General features: G+C 68.7%; 23 protein-coding genes. 13 read left to right on the forward strand and 10 right to left on the reverse strand.

All coding sequences use genetic code 11. The features are described from left to right. The first annotated feature begins 32 nt into the window (after positions 1-32). The 10 genes from EPD81_RS07585 to EPD81_RS07625 all read left to right on the forward strand — a co-directional run bounded on the left by EPD81_RS07585 (position 33) and on the right by EPD81_RS07625 (position 9,592). Entirely contained in the window at positions 33-791 is a 759-nt protein-coding gene (locus EPD81_RS07585; protein ID WP_255446499.1) for a FadR/GntR family transcriptional regulator, read from the forward strand. Beyond that, positions 784-2,274, forward strand: coding sequence for an FAD-linked oxidase C-terminal domain-containing protein (locus tag EPD81_RS07590; RefSeq protein ID WP_142804855.1), 1,491 nt, complete (start codon positions 784-786; stop codon positions 2,272-2,274). The genes EPD81_RS07585 and EPD81_RS07590 overlap by 8 nt, the downstream gene beginning before the upstream one ends. 55 nt (positions 2,275-2,329) lie before the next feature. Beyond that, on the forward strand, positions 2,330-2,464 hold the full coding sequence (locus tag EPD81_RS10850; RefSeq protein WP_255446500.1) for a hypothetical protein: 135 nt from the start codon (positions 2,330-2,332) through the stop codon (positions 2,462-2,464). After that, positions 2,461-3,525, forward strand: coding sequence for a glycolate oxidase subunit GlcE (gene glcE / locus EPD81_RS07595; RefSeq protein ID WP_142804856.1), 1,065 nt, complete (start codon positions 2,461-2,463; stop codon positions 3,523-3,525). Before EPD81_RS10850 ends, glcE begins: the two co-directional genes overlap by 4 nt. Positions 3,526-3,528: 3 nt before the next feature. Next, positions 3,529-4,764 (forward strand): glycolate oxidase subunit GlcF, encoded by a 1,236-nt coding sequence (glcF, locus tag EPD81_RS07600; RefSeq protein ID WP_142804857.1) that lies wholly within the window; start codon positions 3,529-3,531, stop codon positions 4,762-4,764. Then, a complete protein-coding gene (dapF, locus tag EPD81_RS07605) occupies positions 4,761-5,618 on the forward strand; it encodes a diaminopimelate epimerase (RefSeq protein ID WP_142804858.1) in 858 nt (285 codons plus the stop codon). The genes glcF and dapF overlap by 4 nt, the downstream gene beginning before the upstream one ends. Then, positions 5,615-6,247: a DUF484 family protein gene (locus EPD81_RS07610; RefSeq protein ID WP_185955396.1), complete on the forward strand. Its 633-nt coding sequence runs from the start codon at positions 5,615-5,617 to the stop codon at positions 6,245-6,247. The genes dapF and EPD81_RS07610 overlap by 4 nt, the downstream gene beginning before the upstream one ends. Positions 6,248-6,252: 5 nt before the next feature. Next, positions 6,253-7,149, forward strand: a complete 897-nt coding sequence (locus tag EPD81_RS07615) for a tyrosine recombinase XerC (RefSeq protein WP_142804860.1) — start codon at positions 6,253-6,255, stop codon at positions 7,147-7,149. Between the two features lie 14 nt (positions 7,150-7,163). Further along, positions 7,164-8,354 (forward strand): class I SAM-dependent rRNA methyltransferase, encoded by a 1,191-nt coding sequence (locus EPD81_RS07620; protein WP_142804861.1) that lies wholly within the window; start codon positions 7,164-7,166, stop codon positions 8,352-8,354. 131 nt (positions 8,355-8,485) lie between these two features. Continuing rightward, entirely contained in the window at positions 8,486-9,592 is a 1,107-nt protein-coding gene (locus EPD81_RS07625; RefSeq protein WP_142804862.1) for an aromatic ring-hydroxylating dioxygenase subunit alpha, read from the forward strand. A gap of 47 nt (positions 9,593-9,639) precedes the next feature. Here the strand turns inward: EPD81_RS07625 and EPD81_RS07630 are convergent, their stop codons facing one another. Next, the gene (locus tag EPD81_RS07630; protein WP_185955397.1) at positions 9,640-10,851 is read right to left on the reverse strand and encodes a murein transglycosylase A; all 1,212 of its coding nucleotides are present in this window, start codon (positions 10,849-10,851) and stop codon (positions 9,640-9,642) included. 239 nt (positions 10,852-11,090) lie between these two features. Here EPD81_RS07630 and EPD81_RS07635 point away from each other — a divergent pair, with 239 nt between their 5' ends. The 3 genes from EPD81_RS07635 to EPD81_RS07645 all read left to right on the forward strand — a co-directional run bounded on the left by EPD81_RS07635 (position 11,091) and on the right by EPD81_RS07645 (position 13,652). Then, positions 11,091-11,681 (forward strand): DsbC family protein, encoded by a 591-nt coding sequence (locus tag EPD81_RS07635; RefSeq protein ID WP_142804863.1) that lies wholly within the window; start codon positions 11,091-11,093, stop codon positions 11,679-11,681. A 124-nt stretch (positions 11,682-11,805) separates the two neighbouring features. After that, entirely contained in the window at positions 11,806-12,705 is a 900-nt protein-coding gene (locus EPD81_RS07640) for an ATP-binding protein (RefSeq protein ID WP_221929269.1), read from the forward strand. Then, entirely contained in the window at positions 12,702-13,652 is a 951-nt protein-coding gene (locus EPD81_RS07645) for a Nudix family hydrolase (RefSeq protein WP_221928858.1), read from the forward strand. Before EPD81_RS07640 ends, EPD81_RS07645 begins: the two co-directional genes overlap by 4 nt. Before the next feature lie 8 nt (positions 13,653-13,660). Here EPD81_RS07645 and EPD81_RS07650 read toward each other — a convergent pair whose 3' ends face one another. Genes EPD81_RS07650 through glnL form a run of 9 tightly spaced genes read right to left on the reverse strand, consistent with a single transcriptional unit; the run spans position 13,661 to position 21,511 of the window. Then, positions 13,661-13,864 (reverse strand): DNA gyrase inhibitor YacG, encoded by a 204-nt coding sequence (locus EPD81_RS07650; protein ID WP_142804865.1) that lies wholly within the window; start codon positions 13,862-13,864, stop codon positions 13,661-13,663. A 12-nt stretch (positions 13,865-13,876) separates the two neighbouring features. Further along, positions 13,877-14,635, reverse strand: a complete 759-nt coding sequence (gene zapD / locus EPD81_RS07655; RefSeq protein WP_142804866.1) for a cell division protein ZapD — start codon at positions 14,633-14,635, stop codon at positions 13,877-13,879. Further along, positions 14,632-15,258: a dephospho-CoA kinase gene (coaE, locus tag EPD81_RS07660; protein WP_185955398.1), complete on the reverse strand. Its 627-nt coding sequence runs from the start codon at positions 15,256-15,258 to the stop codon at positions 14,632-14,634. Before coaE ends, zapD begins: the two co-directional genes overlap by 4 nt. Beyond that, positions 15,255-16,085 carry an SPOR domain-containing protein gene (locus tag EPD81_RS07665; RefSeq protein ID WP_142804867.1) on the reverse strand — a complete coding sequence of 277 codons (831 nt, stop codon included), beginning with the start codon at positions 16,083-16,085 and terminating at the stop codon, positions 15,255-15,257. The genes coaE and EPD81_RS07665 overlap by 4 nt, the downstream gene beginning before the upstream one ends. A gap of 16 nt (positions 16,086-16,101) precedes the next feature. Continuing rightward, a complete protein-coding gene (locus EPD81_RS07670; RefSeq protein WP_142804868.1) occupies positions 16,102-17,469 on the reverse strand; it encodes a TrpB-like pyridoxal phosphate-dependent enzyme in 1,368 nt (455 codons plus the stop codon). Beyond that, positions 17,466-18,227, reverse strand: a complete 762-nt coding sequence (locus tag EPD81_RS07675) for a type III pantothenate kinase (protein WP_142804869.1) — start codon at positions 18,225-18,227, stop codon at positions 17,466-17,468. Before EPD81_RS07675 ends, EPD81_RS07670 begins: the two co-directional genes overlap by 4 nt. After that, entirely contained in the window at positions 18,224-19,027 is an 804-nt protein-coding gene (locus EPD81_RS07680) for a biotin--[acetyl-CoA-carboxylase] ligase (RefSeq protein ID WP_142804870.1), read from the reverse strand. The genes EPD81_RS07675 and EPD81_RS07680 overlap by 4 nt, the downstream gene beginning before the upstream one ends. A gap of 46 nt (positions 19,028-19,073) precedes the next feature. Further along, positions 19,074-20,465, reverse strand: coding sequence for a nitrogen regulation protein NR(I) (ntrC, locus tag EPD81_RS07685; protein WP_142804871.1), 1,392 nt, complete (start codon positions 20,463-20,465; stop codon positions 19,074-19,076). Continuing rightward, entirely contained in the window at positions 20,462-21,511 is a 1,050-nt protein-coding gene (gene glnL, locus EPD81_RS07690; protein ID WP_142804872.1) for a nitrogen regulation protein NR(II), read from the reverse strand. Before glnL ends, ntrC begins: the two co-directional genes overlap by 4 nt. Positions 21,512-21,556 lie beyond the last annotated feature (45 nt).

Raw genomic sequence — 21,556 nt, forward strand, 5'->3', positions numbered from 1 at the left:
ACGCGGCCAAGATCATGAGAACACGACAAAAAATGATAAGGGAGTGTGAGCGAGTCGCCCATTTGCTCGTTCAGTCCATCCTGGCCGGTCATCATCCGCGTGGTGCCCGCTTGCCGTCCGAACATGCCTTGAGCGAACGGTTCGGGGTGAGTAGGGCGGTGGTACGCGAGGCGATCGCTCATCTGAAGGCCGAAGGGGTGGTCATGGCACGTCAGGGCTCCGGCACCTACGTGATCGATCGCCCCGGTCGCAAGGGGTTCCATCTGAAGAACGTCGAGGAGGTTTCCATCCTCGAAGAACTGCGCCACATCCTCGAGTTGCGCAAGGTGTTCGAAACCGGCGTGGCCGAACTGGCGGCGGTGCGGCGTACCGAGGCAGATTTGCATCATCTCGAAGCGGTGGTGCTCGCCATGGATCGCTGGGCTCAGCAGGCAGCGCACAGCCCTACCGAGGAGACGACGGGGGCGCAGTGGGACGACGAATTCCACCTGGCGCTCGCGCGGGCGACGCACAACCCCGAGGTCGAACGTTTTCAGGAATATCTGGGCGTGAAAAATACTGCCGTGCACCGCGTCCTGTGGGGCGATGAGGGGCGCGTGCGCGGCTGGCCCGTCGTGGCCAATGCCGAGCACCGCGAGATCCTCGAAGCAGTGCGTGCAGGCGATCCGGCGGCGGCGCGGCGCGCGGCCGAGCGTCACTTGGAAGGAACGGCGGATCGCGTCTCCGAGGTGCTGTGTCCGGCAGGCGAAACCCCTGAAGAACCTTCTTCTTTGGAACCCATCGATGGCTGAGACTGCGCTCCATACTCCTTCTCCCGCCGTCACGCGCGAAGTCTTCGTCGCCGAGTTGCGCCGCCTCCTGCCTGCGGACGGTCTGATCCACGAAGAAGCCGAGCTGCGTGCCTACGAGTGCGACGGTCTGTCGGCCTTTCGCGAACTGCCCTGGGCCGTGGCCCTGCCGCGTACCGAAGAGGAAGTGGTGGCGCTGCTGCAGACGTGCCATCGCCTGCGGGTGCCGGTCGTGCCACGCGGCGCGGGTACGGGCTTGTCGGGCGGGGCGCTGCCGCAGCCGCAGGGGCTGGTGCTGTCGCTCGCGCGGCTCAACCGCATCCTCGCCCTCGATCCCTTCGCGCGCACCGCCACGGTGCAGCCGGGGGTGCGCAACCTCGCCATCTCGGAAGCGGCCGCGCCCTACGGACTCTATTACGCGCCGGATCCTTCCTCACAGATCGCCTGCACGCTGGGAGGCAACGTGGCCGAGAATTCCGGCGGCGTGCATTGCCTGAAGTACGGCCTCACGGTGCACAACGTACTGCGCGTGCGCGGTTACACCGCCGCGGGGGAGCCCGTCGTGTTCGGCAGCCTCGCGCCGGATGCGCCGGGCTACGACCTGCTCGCACTGGCGATCGGCTCGGAGGGAATGCTGGCGGTGGTCACCGAGATCACGGTGAAACTGCTGCCCCGACCGCAGACGGCGCGCTGCATCCTCGCCGCCTTCGACGCGGTGCGCGCCGCCGGCGAGGCGGTGGCCGCGATCATCGCCGAGGGCATCATCCCCGCGGGGCTGGAGATGATGGACCAGGGGGCGACGATCGCTGCGGAGGACTTCGTCCACGCGGGCTATCCGCTCGAGGCCGCGGCGGTGCTGCTGTGCGAGTCCGACGGCACGCCCGAGGAAGTGGAAGAAGAGATCGCCCGCATGGGCGCGGTGCTCGAGCGCTGTGGCGCCACCGAGTGGCGCGTCTCGCGCGACGAGGAGGAGCGGCTGCGCTTCTGGGCCGGACGCAAGGCGGCGTTTCCGGCCGCCGGGCGCGTCTCGCCCGACTACTACTGCATGGATGGGACGATTCCGCGCAAGGCCCTGGGCGAGATGCTGGAGGCGATCGCCGAGATGGAGCGCGAATACGGGCTGCGCTGTCTCAACGTCTTTCACGCGGGTGATGGCAATCTGCACCCTTTGATCCTGTTCGATGCGAATCAGCCCGGCGAATGGGAGCGGGCCGAAGCGTTCGGGGCCGACATCCTGGAGCTTTCGGTGCGGCTCGGGGGCACGGTCACCGGCGAGCACGGCGTGGGCGTAGAAAAAATCAACCAGATGTGCGTGCAATTCTCGCCCGTGGAGCTCGAGGCGTTCTTCCAGGTGAAAGCGGCTTTTGACCCGGCGGGAATCCTGAATCCCGGCAAGGCGATTCCCACGCTGCACCGCTGCGCCGAATACGGCCGGATGCGCGTGTCGCGCGGCAAGCTGCCTTTTGCTGAATTGCCGCGGTTCTGAACGGCGTGATTGCTCGTGAAGCAATCGTCGCAATCAGCAGATGGATTCACAAGCCATGAGTGAGAGGGCCTGGGTGCAGCTGCTGTTGGTCGCCATTCCCGTGTTGGGGCTGATCGGTTCCCTGCTGTGGCTGCGCGACGAGGCGCGACTCGCCGAGCGGCGGCGCAAAAAACGAGAGGAGAAACGATGAATGCGATCGTCGATCGCTTGCGCGAGCAGGTGCTGGCGGCGCGCGGGCGCAGGCGGCTGGAGATCCGCGGCGGGGGCAGCAAATCCTGGTACGGGGCGTCGGATCCGGAGGCCGAGCCGCTGAAGGTGGGTCTGCTCTCCGGCATCATCCGTTACGAGCCCTCGGAATTGGTGCTCACCGCCTATGGCGGCACGCCGCTGGCGGAGGTGGAGGCGCTGCTCGCGCGTCACGGGCAATGGTTGCCTTTCTCTCCGCCGCACTTCGCCGATTCGGCCACGATCGGCGGGGCGGTGGCCGCTGGTCTCTCCGGCCCGACCCGCTGGGGACACGGGGCGCTGCGTGACTACGTGCTGGGAGTGCGGGTGCTCGACGGCCAGGGGCGAGTGCTGCGCTTCGGCGGCGAAGTGATGAAGAACGTGGCCGGCTACGATGTCGCGCGGCTCTTTGCCGGTTCGCTCGGCACCCTGGGGGTGATCCTCGAAGTGTCGCTGAAGGTTTTGCCGCTGCCCCCGGCCACCCTCACCCTGCGCTTTGCCTGCAGCCAGGACGAGGCGATCGAACGCTTCAACCGCTGGGCGGGACAGCCGCTTCCCCTGTCGGCGAGCGTGTGGTGGCAAGGGGAAATGACCCTGCGCCTTGCCGGCGCCCGGGCGGCGGTGGAAGCGGCCGCGGCGCGCCTGGGCGGCGAGGTGCTGCCGGAGGCGGCGGCGCAGCGATTCTGGGAGGAAGTGCGCGAGCAGCGCCTGCCCGTCTGGAACCTGCACGAGGGTGAGGTGCTGTGGCGTCTGGCGTTGCCGCCGACCACGCCTGCCTGGGCGGATGCGGAGGATGCGCTCGTCGAATGGGGCGGAGGGCTGCGCTGGCTGCGCCGCCCGGTGGGCGACGATTCCTGGTTCGAACGCGCTCGCGCCGTGGGCGGACATGCCGTGCGCTGGCGCGGCGCCCGGGCCGGTGAGCGCGTGTTCGCGCCGCGCGGCGCCGCCGAGCGCGCCATCGAAGAGCGGCTCAAGGCCGCCTTCGACCCCGACGGCGTGTTCGCGCGTCGCTTGCCCTTGGAGTGAGCGATGCAGACGAATCTGGCCGATTTCATTCGTGACACCCCCGCCGGCCGGGTGGCCGACGTCATTCTGCGCAAGTGCGTACACTGCGGCTTTTGCACCGCCACCTGCCCGACGTATCAGCTGCTCGGGGACGAGCTCGATGGGCCACGCGGGCGCATCTATCTGATCAAAGAGGTGCTCGAGGGCGTGCCGCCCACGCGCGCCATCCAGCAACATCTCGACCGCTGCCTCACCTGCCGCGCCTGCGAGACGACCTGTCCTTCGGGCGTGGAATACGCGCACCTGCTCGACATCGGCCGGCACGAGGTCGATGCGCGCGTGCCGCGGCCGCTCGCCGAACGGGCCAAGCGTTGGGCGCTGGCGCGCGTGCTGCCTGAACGCCAACGCTTCGCCGCGGCGCTGCGGCTCGCCCGTTTGGGCAAAGGGGTGCTGCCGGATTCCCTGGCGGCGAAGATTCCGGCGAAAAAAGAGGCTGGCCCGCGACCGACGGCGCGCCACCCTCGCCGCTGGTGGCGGCTGGAAGGCTGCGTGCAGCCCGAGCTGGAACCGGCGATCGACGCGGCGGCCGAGCGCGTGTTCGACCGGCTGGGCATTTCGCTCGAGGCCGCGCCGGGGGCGGGGTGCTGCGGGGCGATCGAATGGCACCTCGACGAACAGGAACGGGCGCGAGCGCGGGCGCGGCGCAACATCGACGCCTGGTGGCCGGCGATCGAGTCGGGTGAAATCGAGGGCATCCTCATCACCGCCTCCGGCTGTGCAGCCCAGGTGCGCGACTATGGGTTTTGGCTCGCCGAGGATCCGGCCTATGCCGACAAGGCAGCGCAGGTGGCGCAGCGGGCGCACGATGTGAGCGAAGTGCTCGCCGCCGAATCGGCTGCACTCGAAGCGCTGCTGCCGGCGCAGCCGACGCCGCGCGGGGCCGTGGCCTTTCACGCGCCCTGTTCCTTGCAGCACGGTCTGAAGGTGCGCGGCGTGGTCGAGCGGTTGCTCGCGCGCGCGGGCTACACTCTGGTGCCGGTGCGCGATGCCCACTTGTGCTGCGGTTCGGCCGGAACCTACTCGCTGCTGCAGGCGGAATTGGCCGAGGCGCTCAAGCGCAACAAGCTCGCCGCCCTCACCGAACACGCTCCGGCCCGGATCGCCTCGGCCAACATCGGCTGCATCACCCATCTGGCGCACGGCGCGAGCGTGCCGGTGTGCCATTGGATCGAGCTCATCGACGAGGCGTTGAGGGCATGAACCTTCTCCATTTCACCAAGATGCACGGCCTGGGCAACGATTTCGTCGTGATCGACGCGATTCGCCAGCGCTTCACGCCTACGCCGGAACTAGTACGCTGGCTTGCCGACCGCCATTTCGGCATCGGCTGCGACCAGCTCCTGCTGGTGGAGGCGCCCACCCGCCCCGACGCCGATTTCCGCTACCGCATCTTCAACGCCGACGGCGGCGAGGTGGCGCAGTGCGGCAACGGTGCGCGCTGTTTCGCCCGCTTCGTGGTGGAGAAAGGGCTCACCACCAAGCAGCGCCTGCGCGTGGAGACGGCGAGCGGCGTGATCGAACCCGAGCTGCGCGAGGAAGGGGAGGTGGCCGTCGACATGGGCGTGCCGGTGCTCGAACCCGCGCGCATCCCCTTCGTCAGCGACACCGATGCAGTGGTGCAGACGCTCGAAGTCGACGGCAGGCCGGTGGAACTCACGGCAGTCTCCATGGGCAATCCCCACGCGGTGCTGGTGGTGCAGGACGCCGATCGGGCGCCGGTGGCCGAGCTCGGTCCACGAATCGAGCGTCATCCCCGTTTTCCCGAACGCGTCAACGTCGGCTTCATGCAGGTGCTCGCGCCCGACGCGATCCGGCTGCGCGTATTCGAGCGCGGGGCGGGTGAGACGCTCGCCTGCGGCACGGGTGCCTGCGCCGCGGTGGTGGCCGGTACCCTGCGCGGGCTGCTGTGCCCGCCGGTGACGGTACACACGCGCGGCGGGCGGCTGCGCATCGAATGGGCCGGGCCGGGTCGGCCCGTGATCATGATCGGCCCGGCGCGCACCGTGTTCGAAGGAGTGATCGACCTCGACCAACCCTGGGAGCTACCGCGATGAGCTGCTCGCACGACGACGTTCGCCATTATCTGCAGGAGCATCCGGACTTCTTCCTGCATGAGCCGGCGCTGGCGGCCTCCTTGGCCCTGCCGTCCGAAGGGCCGGGGGGGACTGTGTCGCTCGCCCAGCATCAGGCGAACCTGCTGCGTGGTCAACTCCAGGCGATGGAAGAAAAATTCGCCCAGCTCCTGCAGATCGGGCGGCAGAACGATCAGCTCGCCGAGCGGATGCACCGCCTGGCGCTCGCCCTCATCGGGGCGGAGACGCGTCCGCAGGTGCGCCAGATCCTCACGCGCACCCTCACCGAAGAGTTCGCCGTGCCGACGGTGCGCCTGGGCCTTCCCGGCTGGCTCGCGGCGGAATTACCCGAGACGCTCGCGGCGTTCGCCCGCACGCTCTCCGAGGTGCACGTGGGGTCGCCTCCCCATCCGGCGCTCGCCGCCTGGCTCGGTACCGACGTCGCCTCCTGCGCCGTGCTGCCGCTGCCCGTGCCCGAGGAGGGCGTGGGGCTGCTGGCGCTCGGCAGCCCCGAGCCGCAGCGCTTCTATCCGGCGATGGGAACCGTCTTCCTGCGGCGTATCGGCGAGCTCGCCACGGCGGCGCTCGCCCGCTGCCGCGAGGTGGTGTGAGCCCCGTGGACGAATCCAAGCTGCCCGAGCCGCTCGAGCGCTACCTCGCCGTGCTCGCTGCCGAGCGGCGTAGCGCCACGGCCACGTTGCGCGCCTACCGGCTGGAGCTCGCGGCGCTTTCCGCGGCAACGGGCGGTGAGCCGCTGCGCGCCGACGCGGCTGCCTTGCGCGCGGCGCTCGCCCGGGCCCACGGGCAGGGTCTGGCGCCGCGCTCGCTCGCCCGGCGCCTCTCATGCTGGCGTGGGTTCTACCGCTGGGCGCTGCGCCAGGGCTGGGTGGCGGTCAATCCCGCCGAGGGGCTGCGCGCGCCGCGCGCGCCGCGCCTCCTGCCCAAGGCGTTGGGCGTAGACGAGACCCAGCGGGTGCTCGATGCCACGCCCGAGGCGGAGCTGGAGGTGCGGGATCGCGCCATGGCCGAGCTCCTCTATGCCACGGGATTGCGGGTGGCCGAGCTCGTTTCGCTCGACCTCGATCCCGCCTGCCTCGATCTCGACCAGGGCTGGGTGAGCGTGACCGGCAAGCGCGGCAAACGCCGGACCGTGCCGCTGGGGCGCACGGCCATCGCGGCGATTCGCCAGTGGCTTTCCGTGCGCGCCGGGTTGGCGGCGCCGGGCGAGAAAGCGCTCTTCGTGAGCCGCGAGGGCAGGCGCCTCTCGCCGCAAGGGGTGGGGAGCCGCCTGGTGCGCTGGGGGCGCAAGCACGGCGTGGAGGGGAATCTCCATCCGCACCGGCTGCGCCACAGTTTCGCGAGCCACCTGCTGCAATCCTCGGGTGACCTGCGCGCGGTGCAGGAGCTCCTGGGGCACGCCTCGATCGCCAGCACCCAGGTCTACACTCGACTCGATTTCCAACATCTGGCACACATCTACGACGCGGCCCATCCGCGGGCCAAACGCAAATAGACCGGAATCTGCCCATGGCGACCTTGATCCTCAAACCCGGGCGGGAGCGCTCGCTCATGCGGCGCCATCCCTGGATTTTCGACACCAGCGTCGAGCGCATCGACGGACCGGTGAAAAACGGCGACACCGTGCTCGTGGCGCGGCACGATGGCACGCCGCTCGCGCGCGCCGGGGTGTCGCTCGCCTCGCGCATCCGCGCGCGGGTGTGGCACTTCGCGCCGGATTCGCCCGTCGATCATGCGTTTTTCCGTCGCCGCATCACGCAGGCGATTGCCCGGCGTCTGGCGCATCCCCAGTTGCGCGGACAGCAGGGACTGCGGCTCGTGCACGGCGAGGCCGACGGTTTGCCCGGCGTCATCGTCGATCGCTTCGGCGCGGTGGCGGTGCTGCAGCTCACCTTTGCCGGCGCCGAGCGCTGGCGGGAGGCCATCGTCGATGCCCTCCGGCGCGCCTTGCCGGAGCTGGAAGCACTCTACGAGCGCTCGGATTCCGGGGTGCGCCGGCTCGAAGGGCTGGAGCCGCGCACGGGTCTCGTCTTCGGAACCTTGCCCGAGACGGTGGTGATCGAAGAGTACGGCGTGCGTCTGCTCGTCGACGTGGTGCAGGGGCACAAGACGGGGTTCTACCTCGACCAGCGCGAGAACCGGCGGCTCGCCGGGCAGCTCGCCGACGGGGCGCGGGTGCTCAACGCCTTTTGCTATAGCGGCGGATTTTCGCTCCACGCGCTCGCGGGCGGCGCGCGCGAGGTCTGCTCGATCGACTCGAGCGGCCCGGCGCTGGAACTCGCACGGCGCAACCTCGCCCTCGATCCCGCGCTACCGACGGATCGGGCGCGCTGGTTCGAGGCCGACGTCTTCACCCTGCTGCGCGAGTGGGAGCGCGACGGCGAGCGCTTCGACCTCGTCATCCTCGATCCGCCCAAGTTCGCCCCCTCGGCGGCCCACGTGCCGCAGGCGCGGCGGGCGTATCGCGACGTCAACCTCCATGGCATGCGCCTGGTCGCCTCCGGCGGGCTTCTGATGACGTTTTCCTGCTCCGGCGGCATCGGCACGGAGGAATTCCGCGAGATCGTGGCCGACTGCGCCGCCAAGAACGGGCGCGACGCGCAGGTGCTCGCCCGCCTGCAGGCCGGGCCGGATCATCCCGTGGGGTTGGCGGTGCCCGAGAGCGAATATCTCAAAGGGCTGCTCGTGCGGCTGGAATGAATCCGCTCGGGGGCGAGGTCGAAGATTTTTTCGTTCGATCAACCCCTTGCATTCGTTTCGTGGTACCATCCCGCGCTCTTTCGGCGACCTCGGCGTCGAGGTCGGGTCCTTTGTCCATGGAGGGTTCGATCATGTCGGAGATGGGTTCTGGGGTCCGTCTGCAGCCGGCGGCGCTGCAATTTCCGGTGTCGTGGTATTTCGACGAGGCGCTGTTTCACCGCGAGCTGGAGATCTTCTTCCGCCAGGGGCCGGGTTATGTCGGGCACGAGGCGATGGTGCCGGAGCCCGGCTCCTACCGCTCGCTCGAGTGGTTCGACCACGCCAAGGCGCTGGTGCGCGACGCCCAGGGGCCGGCGCTGCTGTCCAACGTCTGCCGCCACCGGCAAGCCATCATGCTGCAGGGGGAAGGGAAGACCGAGCACGTCGTCTGCCCCTTGCACCGCTGGACCTACGATCTCACGGGGCGGCTGGTGGGTGCGCCGCATTTCTCCGAGACGCCCTGCCTCAACCTGCAGCGCGAGGCGCTCGAATCGTGGAACGGGCTCCTCTTCCGCGGGCCGCGCTCGGCGGCGGCCGATCTCGCCGGCATGGAGCTCGCCCGCTGGTTCGACTTCTCCGGCTACAAACTCGACCGGGTCGTGCGCCACGACTGCCACTACAACTGGAAGACCTTCGTCGAGGTGTATCTCGAGGATTACCACGTCGTGCCCTTCCATCCGGGGCTGGGCAACTTCGTCGATTGCAGCGCGCTCGAGTGGCAGTTCGGTGAATGGTACTCGGTGCAGCGCGTGGGCATCACGGCGCTCGACAAGCCGGGCACGCCGGTCTATGCGCGCTGGCACAAGGCGGTACTCGATCATCATCAAGGGAAACTGCCCGAGCACGGCGCGATCTGGATGCTGTACTACCCCAACGTGATGGTGGAGTGGTATCCCAACACCTTGGTGGTGAGCACCCTGTGGCCGGTGTCGGTGAGCGAGACGATCAACGTGGTGGAATTCTATTATCCCGAAGAGATCGTCGAGTTCGAGCGCGACTACGTCGAGGCGCAGCAGGCGGCCTACATGGAGACGGCGATCGAGGACGACGAGATCGCCGAGCGCATGGACCGCGGCCGCAAGGCGCTCCTGGCCGAGGGTAGGGACGAGGTCGGGCCTTATCAGGAGCCGTTCGAAGTGGGGATGCCGCATTTCCACGCGTTCTATCGCCGGCTGATGGGTCTGGAGGGCGGCTGCTGAGGAAGTGGCGCGACCCGTTTCCCTCGAGGCGCCTGCGGGCGCCTTTTTCATTGCCTGGCTGCGGGTGGGTCGGCATCGGCCGGCCACAGCAGCCACAGGGCGACTTCGTCGCGCCGCCGCCCGGCGCGCTCGCCGGCTTCCTGGCCGCTGCCTTCATAGACGTCCACGCGCAACGGTCCTTGGATGGCGCCTCCCGTGTCCTGCGCCAGCATCAGCCGGGACAGGGGATGCCTGCCTGAGACCACGGCATAGAGCGGCGCACCCAAGGGCAGGAGCGCCGGATCGACCGCGAGGCTGCGCTGCGGCGTGAGCGGTACGCCCAGGGTGCCGATGGGGCCGGGGCCGTCGGGGGGCAATTCGCGGAAGAAGACATAGGCCGGATTGGCGTCGAGTAGCGCCTGACGCTGCTCGGGGTTGCGTTCGAGCCAGCGCCGAATGCCCTGCGCCGAGGCTTCTGGCAGGGTGAGTTCGCCGGCGTCGATGAGCAGGCGCCCGATGGAACGGTAAGGGTGTCCGTTGTGATCGGCATAGCCGATGCGCACGGTGGAACCGTCGGTCAGACGCAGCAGGCCGGAACCCTGAATCTGCAGGAAAAAGAAATCGAGTTCGTCGGCTGCCCAGAAGAGTATCGGGGCGGGCAGCTTCTCGCCCAGGGCGCGGATCTCGGCGCGGCTGTAATAGGGGACGAGCCGATTGCCTTCCAGCCGGCCCTTGAGGCGTAGGTGCTTCGTCGCGGGCACGATTTCACCCAGATCCACGGTGACGAGATCGGCAGGCGGCCCAAGGATGGGGGTACGATGACGGGCATCCGGCGTGCGGCTCGCGGCGATCAGCGGCTCGTAATAGCCAGTGGCGAGCCCGGTGTCGCGGGTGCCGCCATCGGGTAGCACTGCCACGAGCTGCCAGGGGCGCAGGCGTCGTTCGAGGAATCGGCGCAGCACCGCGTCCTCGCGCGGCTGTTCGCGTGCCTCGCGGCAGACGGCCTGCCAGGCGGGTTCGATCGCCTCGAGGCGGGGGCAACCGGCGAGGAAAGCCTCCCACGCCTCGCTGGGGCGATCCTCGCGCCAGCCCGGCAGATCGCTCCAAGCGCGAGCCTCGGCGCGCAGAGCGGGCGCTGGCGCGTGAGGGGGAGCGGGTTGGGTCGTAGCCGGTGGGCAGACACAGGGTTCGGGCGGTGTGGGGGATTCCTGCCTGGTACAGGCGGCGAGAGAGAGCAGGAGTGCGAGCAGCAGGCTGGGGCGTGTGGCCAGTGGCGTCATGGGCGATCGGGCGCGAGAGGTCGTGCGCCGAGTATACTCGGACACCGCGTAACCGTGGCGAGCGGGGGCTGAGCCAGGCGCCCGGAGTGCACAATGCCAGACCCATCAACCGGATAGGCGAGCAGAGCATCCGGGCCTCGTGCACTGCCGCCATGCCGCCGCGCAGTAGGTCATTCGCAGCGCCTACTCGTCTATCATGGTGACCTGCCCGATGGCAGAATCTTTGGGGGAGGGGGACGATGCATCAGCCGAGCAGGAAAATTGCGCCGCCGTTGGTGCTGGCTTGGGTGTTGGCCTTGGTTCTGACGGGGTGGATCGAGGCGCACGCGGGGGATGAACCGTGGTCCGATCTGGACGAGGGCAGGCGCGACGGTATGGACGTCGGTCGCGTGGATTTTGCCCGCTTGCCGTTCGATCGGGCGATCGCGCTGGTGTATGGGACGGGCTCGCGGACGATCGTTTCGTTCGCAGATCCCAACTGCGGCTACTGCAAGGAATCGATGCGCGAACTCGATGCGCTCGGGGACGTAACGGTCTACCTCTTTCTCTACCCCATTCTGGGCGAGGATTCACGGGAAAAGTCCGAACGGATCTGGTGCGCGCCGGATCGGGCGCAGGCATGGCGGGCGTGGATGCTCGAAGGCCGGTTGCCTGCCCCGGCGGCTTGCGATGCGAGTGCGATCGAAGAAAACCTCCGCCTGGGGCGAGAACTGCGGATCTCTTGGGTGCCGACGATCATTTTGCCCTCGGGAAAGCGCATTTCGGGGTTGATCCGTGCCGACGATCTCGGCGATCTGTTGACCGGGGAAGCATCGGGGCTTCGTCGTTGACGACACCCCGAGCGTCGGGTGTGGGGTTCCGTGAGCGTTCGCGACGGCTTTCGCGGTGCCCTCGAGACACGGCGCGGGTATACTCGGGGCCCTTGGTCGCGATGCTCGCTGGAGTAGGGAGACGATGGAAACGATGAACGTGCAAGGACTGGTGGCCGCGATCGAGCGCCTGGCCTCGGTGTTGGAGGCTCGGGCGGCCAGTCAGGAAACGGCGCGGGTGTGCTGGCCGGAAGAAGAGGGTTTGGCCTACTGGTATCGGCGGGTGGGCGGGCGCGGCGTGTTGCAGCCGGTGCGGCGGCCGCATCGTTTGCGCCTCGACGATCTCAAGGACATCGAGCCGCAGAAAGTGCGCGTGGTGCGCAACACCGAGCAGTTCCTCGCCGGACGCCCGGCGAACAACGTGCTGCTCACGGGGGCGCGGGGCACGGGTAAATCTTCCCTCGTGAAGGCGCTGCTCACCGAGTACGCTGATCGGGGGCTGCGACTGGTGGAAATGGAAAAGGCCGATCTGGTCGATCTGCCCGACGTGCTCGCCTGCCTCGAGACGCGGCCCGAGCGCTTCATCGTCTTCATCGATGATCTCTCGTTCGAGGAGGGCGAGCCGGCCTATAAGATGCTCAAGAGCGTGCTCGACGGTTCGGTGTGGGCGCAGCCGGACAACGTGCTCCTCTACGCGACCTCCAACCGGCGGCATCTGATGCCGGAGTTCTTCCACGAGAACGAGGGGACGCGCCACGTCGGCGAGGAGGTACATCCGGCCGAGGCGGTGGAGGAAAAAATCTCGCTCTCCGAGCGTTTCGGCCTGTGGGTGTCGTTCTACCCCTTTTCGCAGGAGGAATATCTCACCATCGTCGCGCATTGGCTGCGTTCGTTCGGCGTCGGTGAGGCCGAGATCGAGGCGGCGCGCGCCGAGGCGTTGCAATGGGCGATCGAGCGCGGCTCGCGTTCCGGCCGGGTGGCCTGGCAGTTCGCGCGAGATTGGGCGGGGCGACATGGCTTGCCGCGCAAGGAGCCTCGAGGGTGAAACGCGTGGAAGTGGCCGCGGCGGTGCTGCGGCGCGACGACGGCGCCGTGCTGCTGGGGCAACGGGCAGAGGGAACGTTCTGCCCCGGCTACTGGGAATTTCCCGGCGGCAAGGTGGAGCCGGGCGAGACGCCGGCGCAGGCGCTGGTGCGGGAGTTGGCCGAAGAGCTGGAGATCGCCGTGGCGCCCGAAGACGTGCTGCCGTGGGTGGTGCGCGAGCATGCCTATGCGCACGCGCACGTGCGGCTGCATTTCTTTCGCATCGTGCGCTGGTCGGGCGAGCCTCGGGCGCGGATCCATGCGGCGCTCGCCTGGGCGCGGCCGCCGGCGATGACGGTCGCGCCCCTGTTGCCCGCCAACGGTCCGGTGTGGAAGTTCCTCGCCCTGCCGGAGCGGATGTTGGTGAGCGGCGTGGCGGCGATGCTCGAAGCGGGGGAGCCGCTCGCCGGGGCGCTCGAACGGCAGGAAGAGGCGCTCGTGCGTGCACGTGCCCTGGGGTCGGTGCTCGTGCAGGTGCGCGAGCCGGCGGCGCTCGCCGAAGTTCTGGTACGACGGCTGCGTCCCCATCTGGGGCCGGAAGATCTCCTGGTGCTCAATGGCGAGGTCGATGCCGCCCGGGCGCTGGGCACGGGGTTGCATCTGTCGCAGCGGCGCTTGGAATCGCTTTTCCGGCGACCCGATCTGCCCTGGGTCGGAGCCTCCGTGCATGAGGCGTCCGCCTTGCGTCGCGCCGAGGCTTTGGCGCTGGATTATGCGGTCTTGGGGCCGGTACGACCGACCCGCTCGCATCCGGGCACGGCGGCGCTCGGTTGGCAGGGGTTCGAGGAAATCGCGCGCGGTGCGGCGATCCCGGTCTATGCCATCGGCGGGTTGGGACCGGCGGATCTGGAGGATGCGCGCCGTGCCGGCGCGCACGGCGTGGCGGGGATCCGTGCCTGGTGGAGCTAGCTAGCCGTCTATTGCGATTCGCCGCCGGATGCGGAGGGCGTGTCCCCGCCCGAGGCCAGGCGATAGCGTTCGTCGGCCCAGGCGCCGAGATCGATGAGTTTGCAGCGCTCGGAGCAGAATGGGCGCCAGCGCGATTCCGGCGTCCAGGGCACCGGTTTGCCGCAGGTGGGGCAGGAGACGAGGCGCGGAGTCTTCGCAACGGTGTCGTTCATGGCGTATCCCTTTCACAGGCGGCACAGTTCGAGCACGAAGGGGACGTCGAGTTCCAACGGTTGCGTGGAGGGGCGCAGATCGCTGCGGGGGGGGCCGAATCTCAGACTGATGAGGTACTTGTTGGCCGACATTGTGGGGATGACTTGCAGAGCGGGGTCGACATGGACGCGAGCGAGCAAGCAGTAGGTCCCTTTGAGTTCGCGCTGGTATGCGCCGCGAGGGGCGATGGCCTCGAAGCGTTCGGCATTGCCGCGCAAGAGGCCCAGCACGAGCTCGACGCCCTCGCGAATCGGCTGCAGCGCAGCGGTCCAGCGTTCGAGCGCCGCGGTGCGCAATTCGGGGGGCTGTTCCAGCCAGAAATGGTAGGCGGGGGCGTCGAAGACGCACAGGCCGCCGGGGACGTGGGCGCGTGAGCGCAGCGCCATCAGCCATTCGTTTTCACGTAAGTAATGATCTACCCGGCCGACCATGTTCAACAGGGCGGCGCGCGTTCGTTCGATGTCTTCGACCAGGTCGGCAACGCGCTGGGCATCGACTTGTTCTGCGGGCAGGGCGAGCAGGGCGGCGCGCTGGCGATCGAGTTCCTGCATCAGGTCGAGCTTGAGGTCGGTGCGTCCGGCGATGTCGGCGAGTTCAAAGAGAGTAACGATCGCGGCGTGGTGGTCGTACCGGTGTGTGCTGTCGAGAAAATGTTGCCACCGCCGCCACACGTCCTCGAGGCGCAGCAAGGTGCGGATGCGTTCGCTGAAGGGGAATTCGAAGAGAATCATGGCGGCGCGTGCCGGGCGAGTTCGCGGTAGAGGCGGTCGAGCGCTTCGACCTGGGCGTGGAGCTGGGCGAGATCGCCTCCGTTGTCGAGAATGTCGTCGGCGGCGGCGAGCCGCTCGGCCCGGCTCGCCTGCTGCGCCATGATGCGGCGGATCAGGTCTTCATCCAGGCCGCTGCGCGCGCGTACCCGCGCGATTTGGATTTCCTCGGGGCAGTCGACCACGGCGATGCGTTGGCAGCGGCGGCGGTAGTCTTCGCCCGCTTCGATGAGTAGGGGCACCACCAGCACGACGTAGGGTGCCTCGGTGGCGGCACGGCAGCGCGCATCGGATTCCTGGCGAATCAGGGGGTGCAGGATGGCTTCCAGCCGACGTTTCACCTCGGGGTCGGAGAAGGCGAGCGTGCGCATCTGGGCGCGATCGAGCGCCCCGGCAGGGGTGAGGATGTCGGGACCGAAGGCGGCGACGAGCGCCGGGATCGCCGCGCCGCCAGGTGCGGTGAGTTCGTGCGCGATCGCGTCGGTGTCGACCACGGCGGCACCGAGCCGGGCGAAGTGCTCGGCGGCGGCGCTCTTGCCGCTGCCGATGCCGCCGGTCAGGCCGATGATGAAGGGGGGATGGCTCATGGGGGGCAGGTGTCGATGGCGATCTGGGGAAAACGGGCTCGGATGCGCTGGCGCAGGTCGGCGATGGCATCTTGGGGGCCGAGGTAGGTGAGGTCGTGGACGGTAGTGCGGTGCTCCACGATCTGGGCATCCTCGACTTTTTTCGCCCGCAGTTCCGCGATCCGCTTCTCGGCGCTGTCGCGGGAGCGGAAGAGCCCGAGCGAAATGCCCCATTGCAACGGACCAGGGTCTCGGATCACGAAATAATCTTCGACCCCGGCTAGACGCAATTGTTCGAGCCGACGATTCGCGGCTGCCGCGCCTCCTTGGGGGGGAAGGAGCACGCGCCAAGCCGTGGTTTTTGTATTGGTTCGCTCTTGGATTTGGATGCTGGTCAGCCCGCGTGGTACGTCTTTGAGCGCCGGCAGCCGATCGGGATCGACCCCGGTGAGCTGCAGGCAATCCGGAGGGGGAGCCAGGCTCGGAGTCATGGCCGGTCGTTCTGTCCCCGAGGTGCCCGAGCCGGGTGCAGCAGAGGCAGGTGGAGTCTCGATGCGCGGTGTGCCGGCAAGGAGGAGCGGGTCGTTGGCTGTGGGGGGGGTGGGCTCCGGCTCGGTGGCGGTGTGCGCGACCAAGGGCTGCGCCGCTTTGGGATCGTGAGCTTCGACCGATGGGGGAGCGGGCGCCTCCGGCCCCGCTGCCGTTTCGAGTATCCTCAGGCGTTCGGGGCGCAGAGGGTGCTCGCCGGCTGCGCGTGCCGCTTCGGGAGAAGGTCGCGGCAGCAGCCCCGCGGTCATCGCCAGCAGGAGCGCGTTGACGAGCAGGAGCAGCGCGATCAGAAGGCGCATCGCCTCGGTACTCCTCTCAGCCTACGCTTGGCAAAGCGCGTAGCGCCTCGGCCAGAAGCTCATCGGGCAGAGTGTAATCTTCGAGCTCGCCGCGCAGGTAGCGCTCGTAGGCGCTCATGTCGAAGTGTCCGTGTCCCGTGAGGTTGAAGAGCAGCACCTTGGCTTCGCCTGTTTCCTTGCAGTGCAGGGCTTCGTCGATCACGGCGCGGATGGCGTGACAGGATTCCGGTGCGGGGATGATGCCCTCGGCGCGGGCGAACTGGATGCCGGCCTCGAACGTGGCCCGCTGCGGCACGGCGAGCGCCTCGACCTGACCCTCATGCACGAGCTGCGACACCAGAGGGGAGGCACCATGGTAGCGCAGCCCGCCGGCGTGGATGCCCGGCGGCACGAAGTCGTGTCCCAGGGTGTACATCCGCATCAAGGGGGTGAAGCCGGAGGCATCCCCGTAATCGTAGGCGTAGGTCCCCTTGGTGAGGGTGGGGCAGGATTCGGGCTCCACCGCCACGCAGCGCAATCCCGCGGCGCGCCGTTCGCCGGCGAACTTGTCGGCGAGAAAGGGGAAGGCGATGCCGCCGAAGCTAGAGCCACCGCCGCAGGGACCGAAGATCACATCGGGATAGAGCCCGATTTTCTCGAACTGCTTCTTCGCTTCCAGTCCGATGAGGCTCTGATGCAGCAGGACGTGGTTGAGCACCGAACCGAGGGTGTAGTTGGTGTCGGGGCGGGAGGCAGCTTCTTCGACGGCTTCGGAAATGGCGATGCCCAAAGAGCCCGGATGATCCGGCTCGGTGGCCAGGATGCGGCGGCCGGTTGCGGTGAGCGGCGACGGGCTGGCGTGCACTTCCGCGCCCCAGGTTTCCATCAGCACGCGGCGCTGCGGCTTTTGCTGGTAGCTCACGCGCACCATGTAGACGCGCACCTCCAGCCCGAACATTTGGCCGGCGAAGGCGATCGAGGAGCCCCATTGACCGGCGCCGGTCTCGGTGGTGAGCCGTTTGATGCCGACCTGGCGGTTGTAATAAGCTTGGGGCACGGCGGAATTGGGCTTGTGCGAACCGGCAGGGGAAACGCCCTCGTACTTGAAGAAAATCTTGGCCGGCGTGCCCAGGCGCCGCTCCAGGCGTACGGCGCGCATGAGCGGCGAGGGGCGCCAGATGGCATAGGTTTCGCGCACCGCGTCGGGAATGGCGATCCAGCGCTCGCGGCTCATCTCCTGCTCGAGGATGGGCTCGGGAAAGATCGCGGCCATCGCCGAGGGATCGACCGGTTTGCCATCGGGCCCGAGCGGGGGTGCCGGCGGGGTGGAGAGATCGGCGGCGATGTTGTACCAATGCGTCGGAATCTCGTGCTCTTCGAGGAGGACCCGGGTTGGTTCGCTCATGGGGTGTGCTCTCGTGCGTCATGGGAGGGATTGGGACGGGCGCTGGCAGCGGCGACCACGGCTAGGCCCCGCAGGACGAGATTATCCACCGTCCGGGCAGGAATGGCCAGATGCCCGGCGATGATGTCGGCGTCGCCACCCGAGAGCAGGGCCATGGCACCGCAGGCAGGCCCCTCCATGACCCGATAGTAATGTTCGATGGCCCCGACCTGGGCGAGCAGGCAGCCGCTGGCGATGGCGTCGTGCGTGTTCGTCGGCGGCAGGCGGACGTCGCCGGTGGCAAAGGGCAGGCGGGCAGTGGCGTGTGCCAGGCTCGCACGCATGGTCGTGAGCCCAGGCAGGATCAACCCGCCACGAAAGAATCCGTCGGCGTCGAGCCAGTCCACCGTGGTGGCCGTGCCGCAGCAGACGACGAGCGCTGCGCCCCGGTGCAGGTGGTGCGCGGCGATGAGCGCGGCCCAACGGTCGGCGCCGAGCCGCTCGGGCTCGTCGTAGCCGTTCGTGACGCCGCAGGACTGCGCCTGCGCCACGAGCCAATGGATCGGACCGAGCTGTCGCTCGAGTTCGCGGGCGAGGCGATCGTGGGCGACATTCACCCCGAAGCACCGGATCGTGGCGGGTAGCCGCGCGCGCATCGCGGCGACCCACGTCGCGATGTCCTCGTGGCGGCAGGCGCCGGTCTCGCGCCAGGTATCCCCGTCGAGCAGGGCCCATTTGAGCCGCGTGTTGCCCAGATCGAGGAGCAGGGTGGGATTCATGCGAGAGGACGCAGCGAGACGTCGCCGACGCAGCAGGCGATGCGCCCGGCCGCGGTGTCGAGCAGCAGGCGACCCGTGTCGTCGACGCCGGCGGCTATCCCGACGGTTTCGCGCTCGCCGTCGCGCACGGTTACCGCAAGCCCCCGGTAGGCGTCGAGTGCGTTCCACTGTTCCTGCCAGGGAGCGAAGCCGTGGCCGGCGAGATAGGCCGCGCGGACGGCATCGAGCCGTTCGAGGAGGGTCGCAAGGAGTGCATCCCGCGGCGGTAAAGGGGAGAGGTGTCGCGCGAGCGCGGTGGCGGGTATTCCGCCGTCGGGGTGGAAGTCCGGCGGCAGGTCGAGGTTGAGCCCCACGCCGACGACGACGCGGATCGGCGCCGCGCTGCGGCTCTGCGCCTCGATGAGTACACCGCCCACCTTGGCGCCGGCAACGAGAAGGTCGTTGGGCCACTTGAGCCCCACGCCGGACACGCCCAGCGCGTGCAAGGCTTGGGCGAGCGCCACGCCGACGGCGAGCGGCAGCGCGGCGAGCGAGGTGCCCGGAGGAAAGGCGAAGAGGCAGGAGAAGGTGAGACTCGCGTCGGGCCAGGATTGCCAGGCGCGCGCCTGGCGTCCCCGCCCTTGGGTCTGTCGGTCGGTACCCACGACGGTGAGCGAGCCGGGATCGGGCAGAGGCAGGCGCATCGCCTCGTCGTTGGTCGAGGCGCATTCGGCAAGCCAATGAAGGTCGAGCCGCCGGGCGAGCGATTCGGGTAAGCGCCGGTGCACGGCCGCCGGATCGACAGGGGGAGAAACGGACATTGGGGTGTCGCAGCCAGGGTGCGAAGCGGTTATTGTACGGCAGGCATCAGCGCTTGAGCTTGCGCGTGAGCGTGTTGCGACCCACGCCGAGCCGAGCGGCGGCTTCTGCTCGGCGCTGGCCGGTGTGGGCGAGTGCCCGCTCGAAGAGGACGCGTTCGAAACGCGCGTGCAGCTCATCGTAGAGGGCGCTGCGGCCGGTGGCAAGCAGGCGGTCGACTTCCTTGGCGAGCAAGTGTTCCCAGGCCGGGGATGCGGAGGAAGGTTCGGTGGTGCCGGCAGGTTCCACGGGGGCGCGCACTTCCGGCGGCAGATCGTGCGGTTCGATGCGCTGCGCCGGGGTCATGACGGTGAGCCAATGGCAGAGGTTCTCGAGCTGGCGCACGTTGCCGGGAAAAGGGTAGCGTACGAGCGCTTCCAAGGCGGCCGGCGAGAGCGTCTTGCGCTCCACCCCCAGTTCGCGCGCGCTCTTCGTCAGGAAGTGGCGCGCCAGCAGCGGGATGTCCTCGGCGCGCTCGCGCAGTGGCGGCAGGCGCAGCCGGATGACGTTGAGGCGGTGATAGAGGTCTTCGCGAAAGAGCCCCTCGCGCACGCGGGCTTCCAGGTCCTGGTGCGTGGCGGTGATGATGCGCACGTTGGCGCGCAGCGGCTGCTGTCCACCGATGCGGTAGTAGTGCCCGTCGGAGAGCACGCGCAGCAGCCGGGTTTGGAGGTCTGCGGGCATGTCGCCGATCTCGTCGAGAAAGAGCGTGCCGCCCTCGGCCTGCTCGAAGCGGCCGCGGCGGGCGGCGGCGGCGCCGGTGAAGGCGCCTTTCTCGTGGCCGAAGAGCTCGGCTTCGAGCAGTTCGCGCGGGATCGCCGCGGTGTTGATGGCAACGAACGGGCCATCGCGCCGCGGACTGTGACGGTGGAGTGCCCGGGCGACGAGTTCCTTGCCGGTGCCGGATTCGCCGGTGATGAGCACGGTGGCGCTGGAGTGCGACAGCCGCCCGATGGCGCGAAAGACTTCCTGCATCGCCGGGGCCTGCCCCAGGATCTCGGGGGTGGCGTCCGGCTCGTCCTGGGCCACCGCGCCGGGGCGCGCCTCCAGCGCCCGACGCACCAGGCGCACGGCCTCGGGTACGTCGAAGGGTTTGGGCAGGTACTCGAAGGCGCCGGCCTGGAAAGCGCTCACGGCGCTGTCGAGGTCCGAATAGGCGGTCATCACGATCACCGGTGTGCCAGGGGCACGCTCATGCAGCTGCCGCACGAAGGCGAGCCCGTCGGTGCCGGGCATGCGGATGTCGGTGAGCACCACGGCCGGCCTCTCCCGCGTGAGCGCCTCCAGCGCCGCCTCGGCACGCTCGAAACCGCGGTGGGGCAGGTTCTCACGCTCGAGCGCGCGTTCGAGCACCCATCGGATGGATTTGTCGTCGTCGAGGATCCAGATGGCGTCGTTCATGTCGGGCTCCCGGCAGTGAGCGGCAGCAGGAGGTGGAAACGCGTGCGCCCGGGGCGGCTGTCGAACTCGATGACCCCGTGGTGCTGGGCGACGATGTCCTGGGCGATCGCCAGACCCAGCCCCGCGCCGCCCTCGCGCCCGCTCACCAGCGGATAGAAGATGCGCTCGCGCAGCGCTTCGGGGATGCCGGGACCGTCGTCGGCGATCTCGACATGAGCCGCGAGGCGGTAGCGCCGCTTGGCGAGCGTCACCTGGCGCGCGGCCCGGGTACGCAGTTCCACTTTGCCCCTGCCCTCGGTGGCCTGGGCGGCGTTGCGTGCGATGTTGAGGATCGCCTGCAGCAGGCGCTCGCGGTCGGCGGTCAGCTCCGGCAGGCTCGCGTCGTAGTCACGCTCCACCCTCAAGGCGGGGAATTCGGCGAGCAGCAGCCGACGTACGTGTTCCAGGATCTCATGGACGTTGACCGGCGCCGGGCGCGGTGCCTGGTGCGCGGCGAGAAGCCCCGTGAGCAGGCGCTGCAGGCGGTCGGTCTCGAGGATGATGACTTCGGTATACTCCGCGAGCGCCGGATCGGGTAGTTCCATCTGCAGCAGTTGCGCCGCGCCGCGAATGCCCCCCAGGGGGTTCTTGATCTCGTGGGCGAGCGCACGCACGAGTTCCCTCGCGGCCTGCTGCAGGCGCAGGCGCTCTTCTTCCTGGGTCGTCTTGAGGCGTTGGTCGATGGGGCGGAATTCGAGCACGAAGCCTTCGCCGTCGTCCTGGATGGGGCTCACCGTGACGTCGGTCACCAGAGTTTGCCCGGAAGGCAGGTGCAGGCTGAGCCCGTGGCAGGTGTAGAACCAGCGGTTGCGTTCGGCCTCGTCGAGAGCGGTGCGCAAGGTGGGCGAGGCACCGAAGATCTCTTCCCAGGGGCGACCGGCGAGGCGTTCACGGGCGAGTCCGAAGAGGTGTTCGGCCGCGGCATTGGCCGTTTGCAATCGCCGCTCGGGAGTGGCGAGGACGACGGCGGTGGAGAGCCAGTCGAGGGCGGTGAGATCGGGCGGCATGGCGGTGCCTGGAGAGAAGACGGAAAAAATTTAGCAAGAACGGTG

The sequence above is a fragment of the Tepidiphilus sp. J10 genome, assembly GCF_006980785.1.
In the GTDB taxonomy this organism is placed as follows: Bacteria; Pseudomonadota; Gammaproteobacteria; order Burkholderiales; family Rhodocyclaceae; genus Tepidiphilus; species Tepidiphilus olei.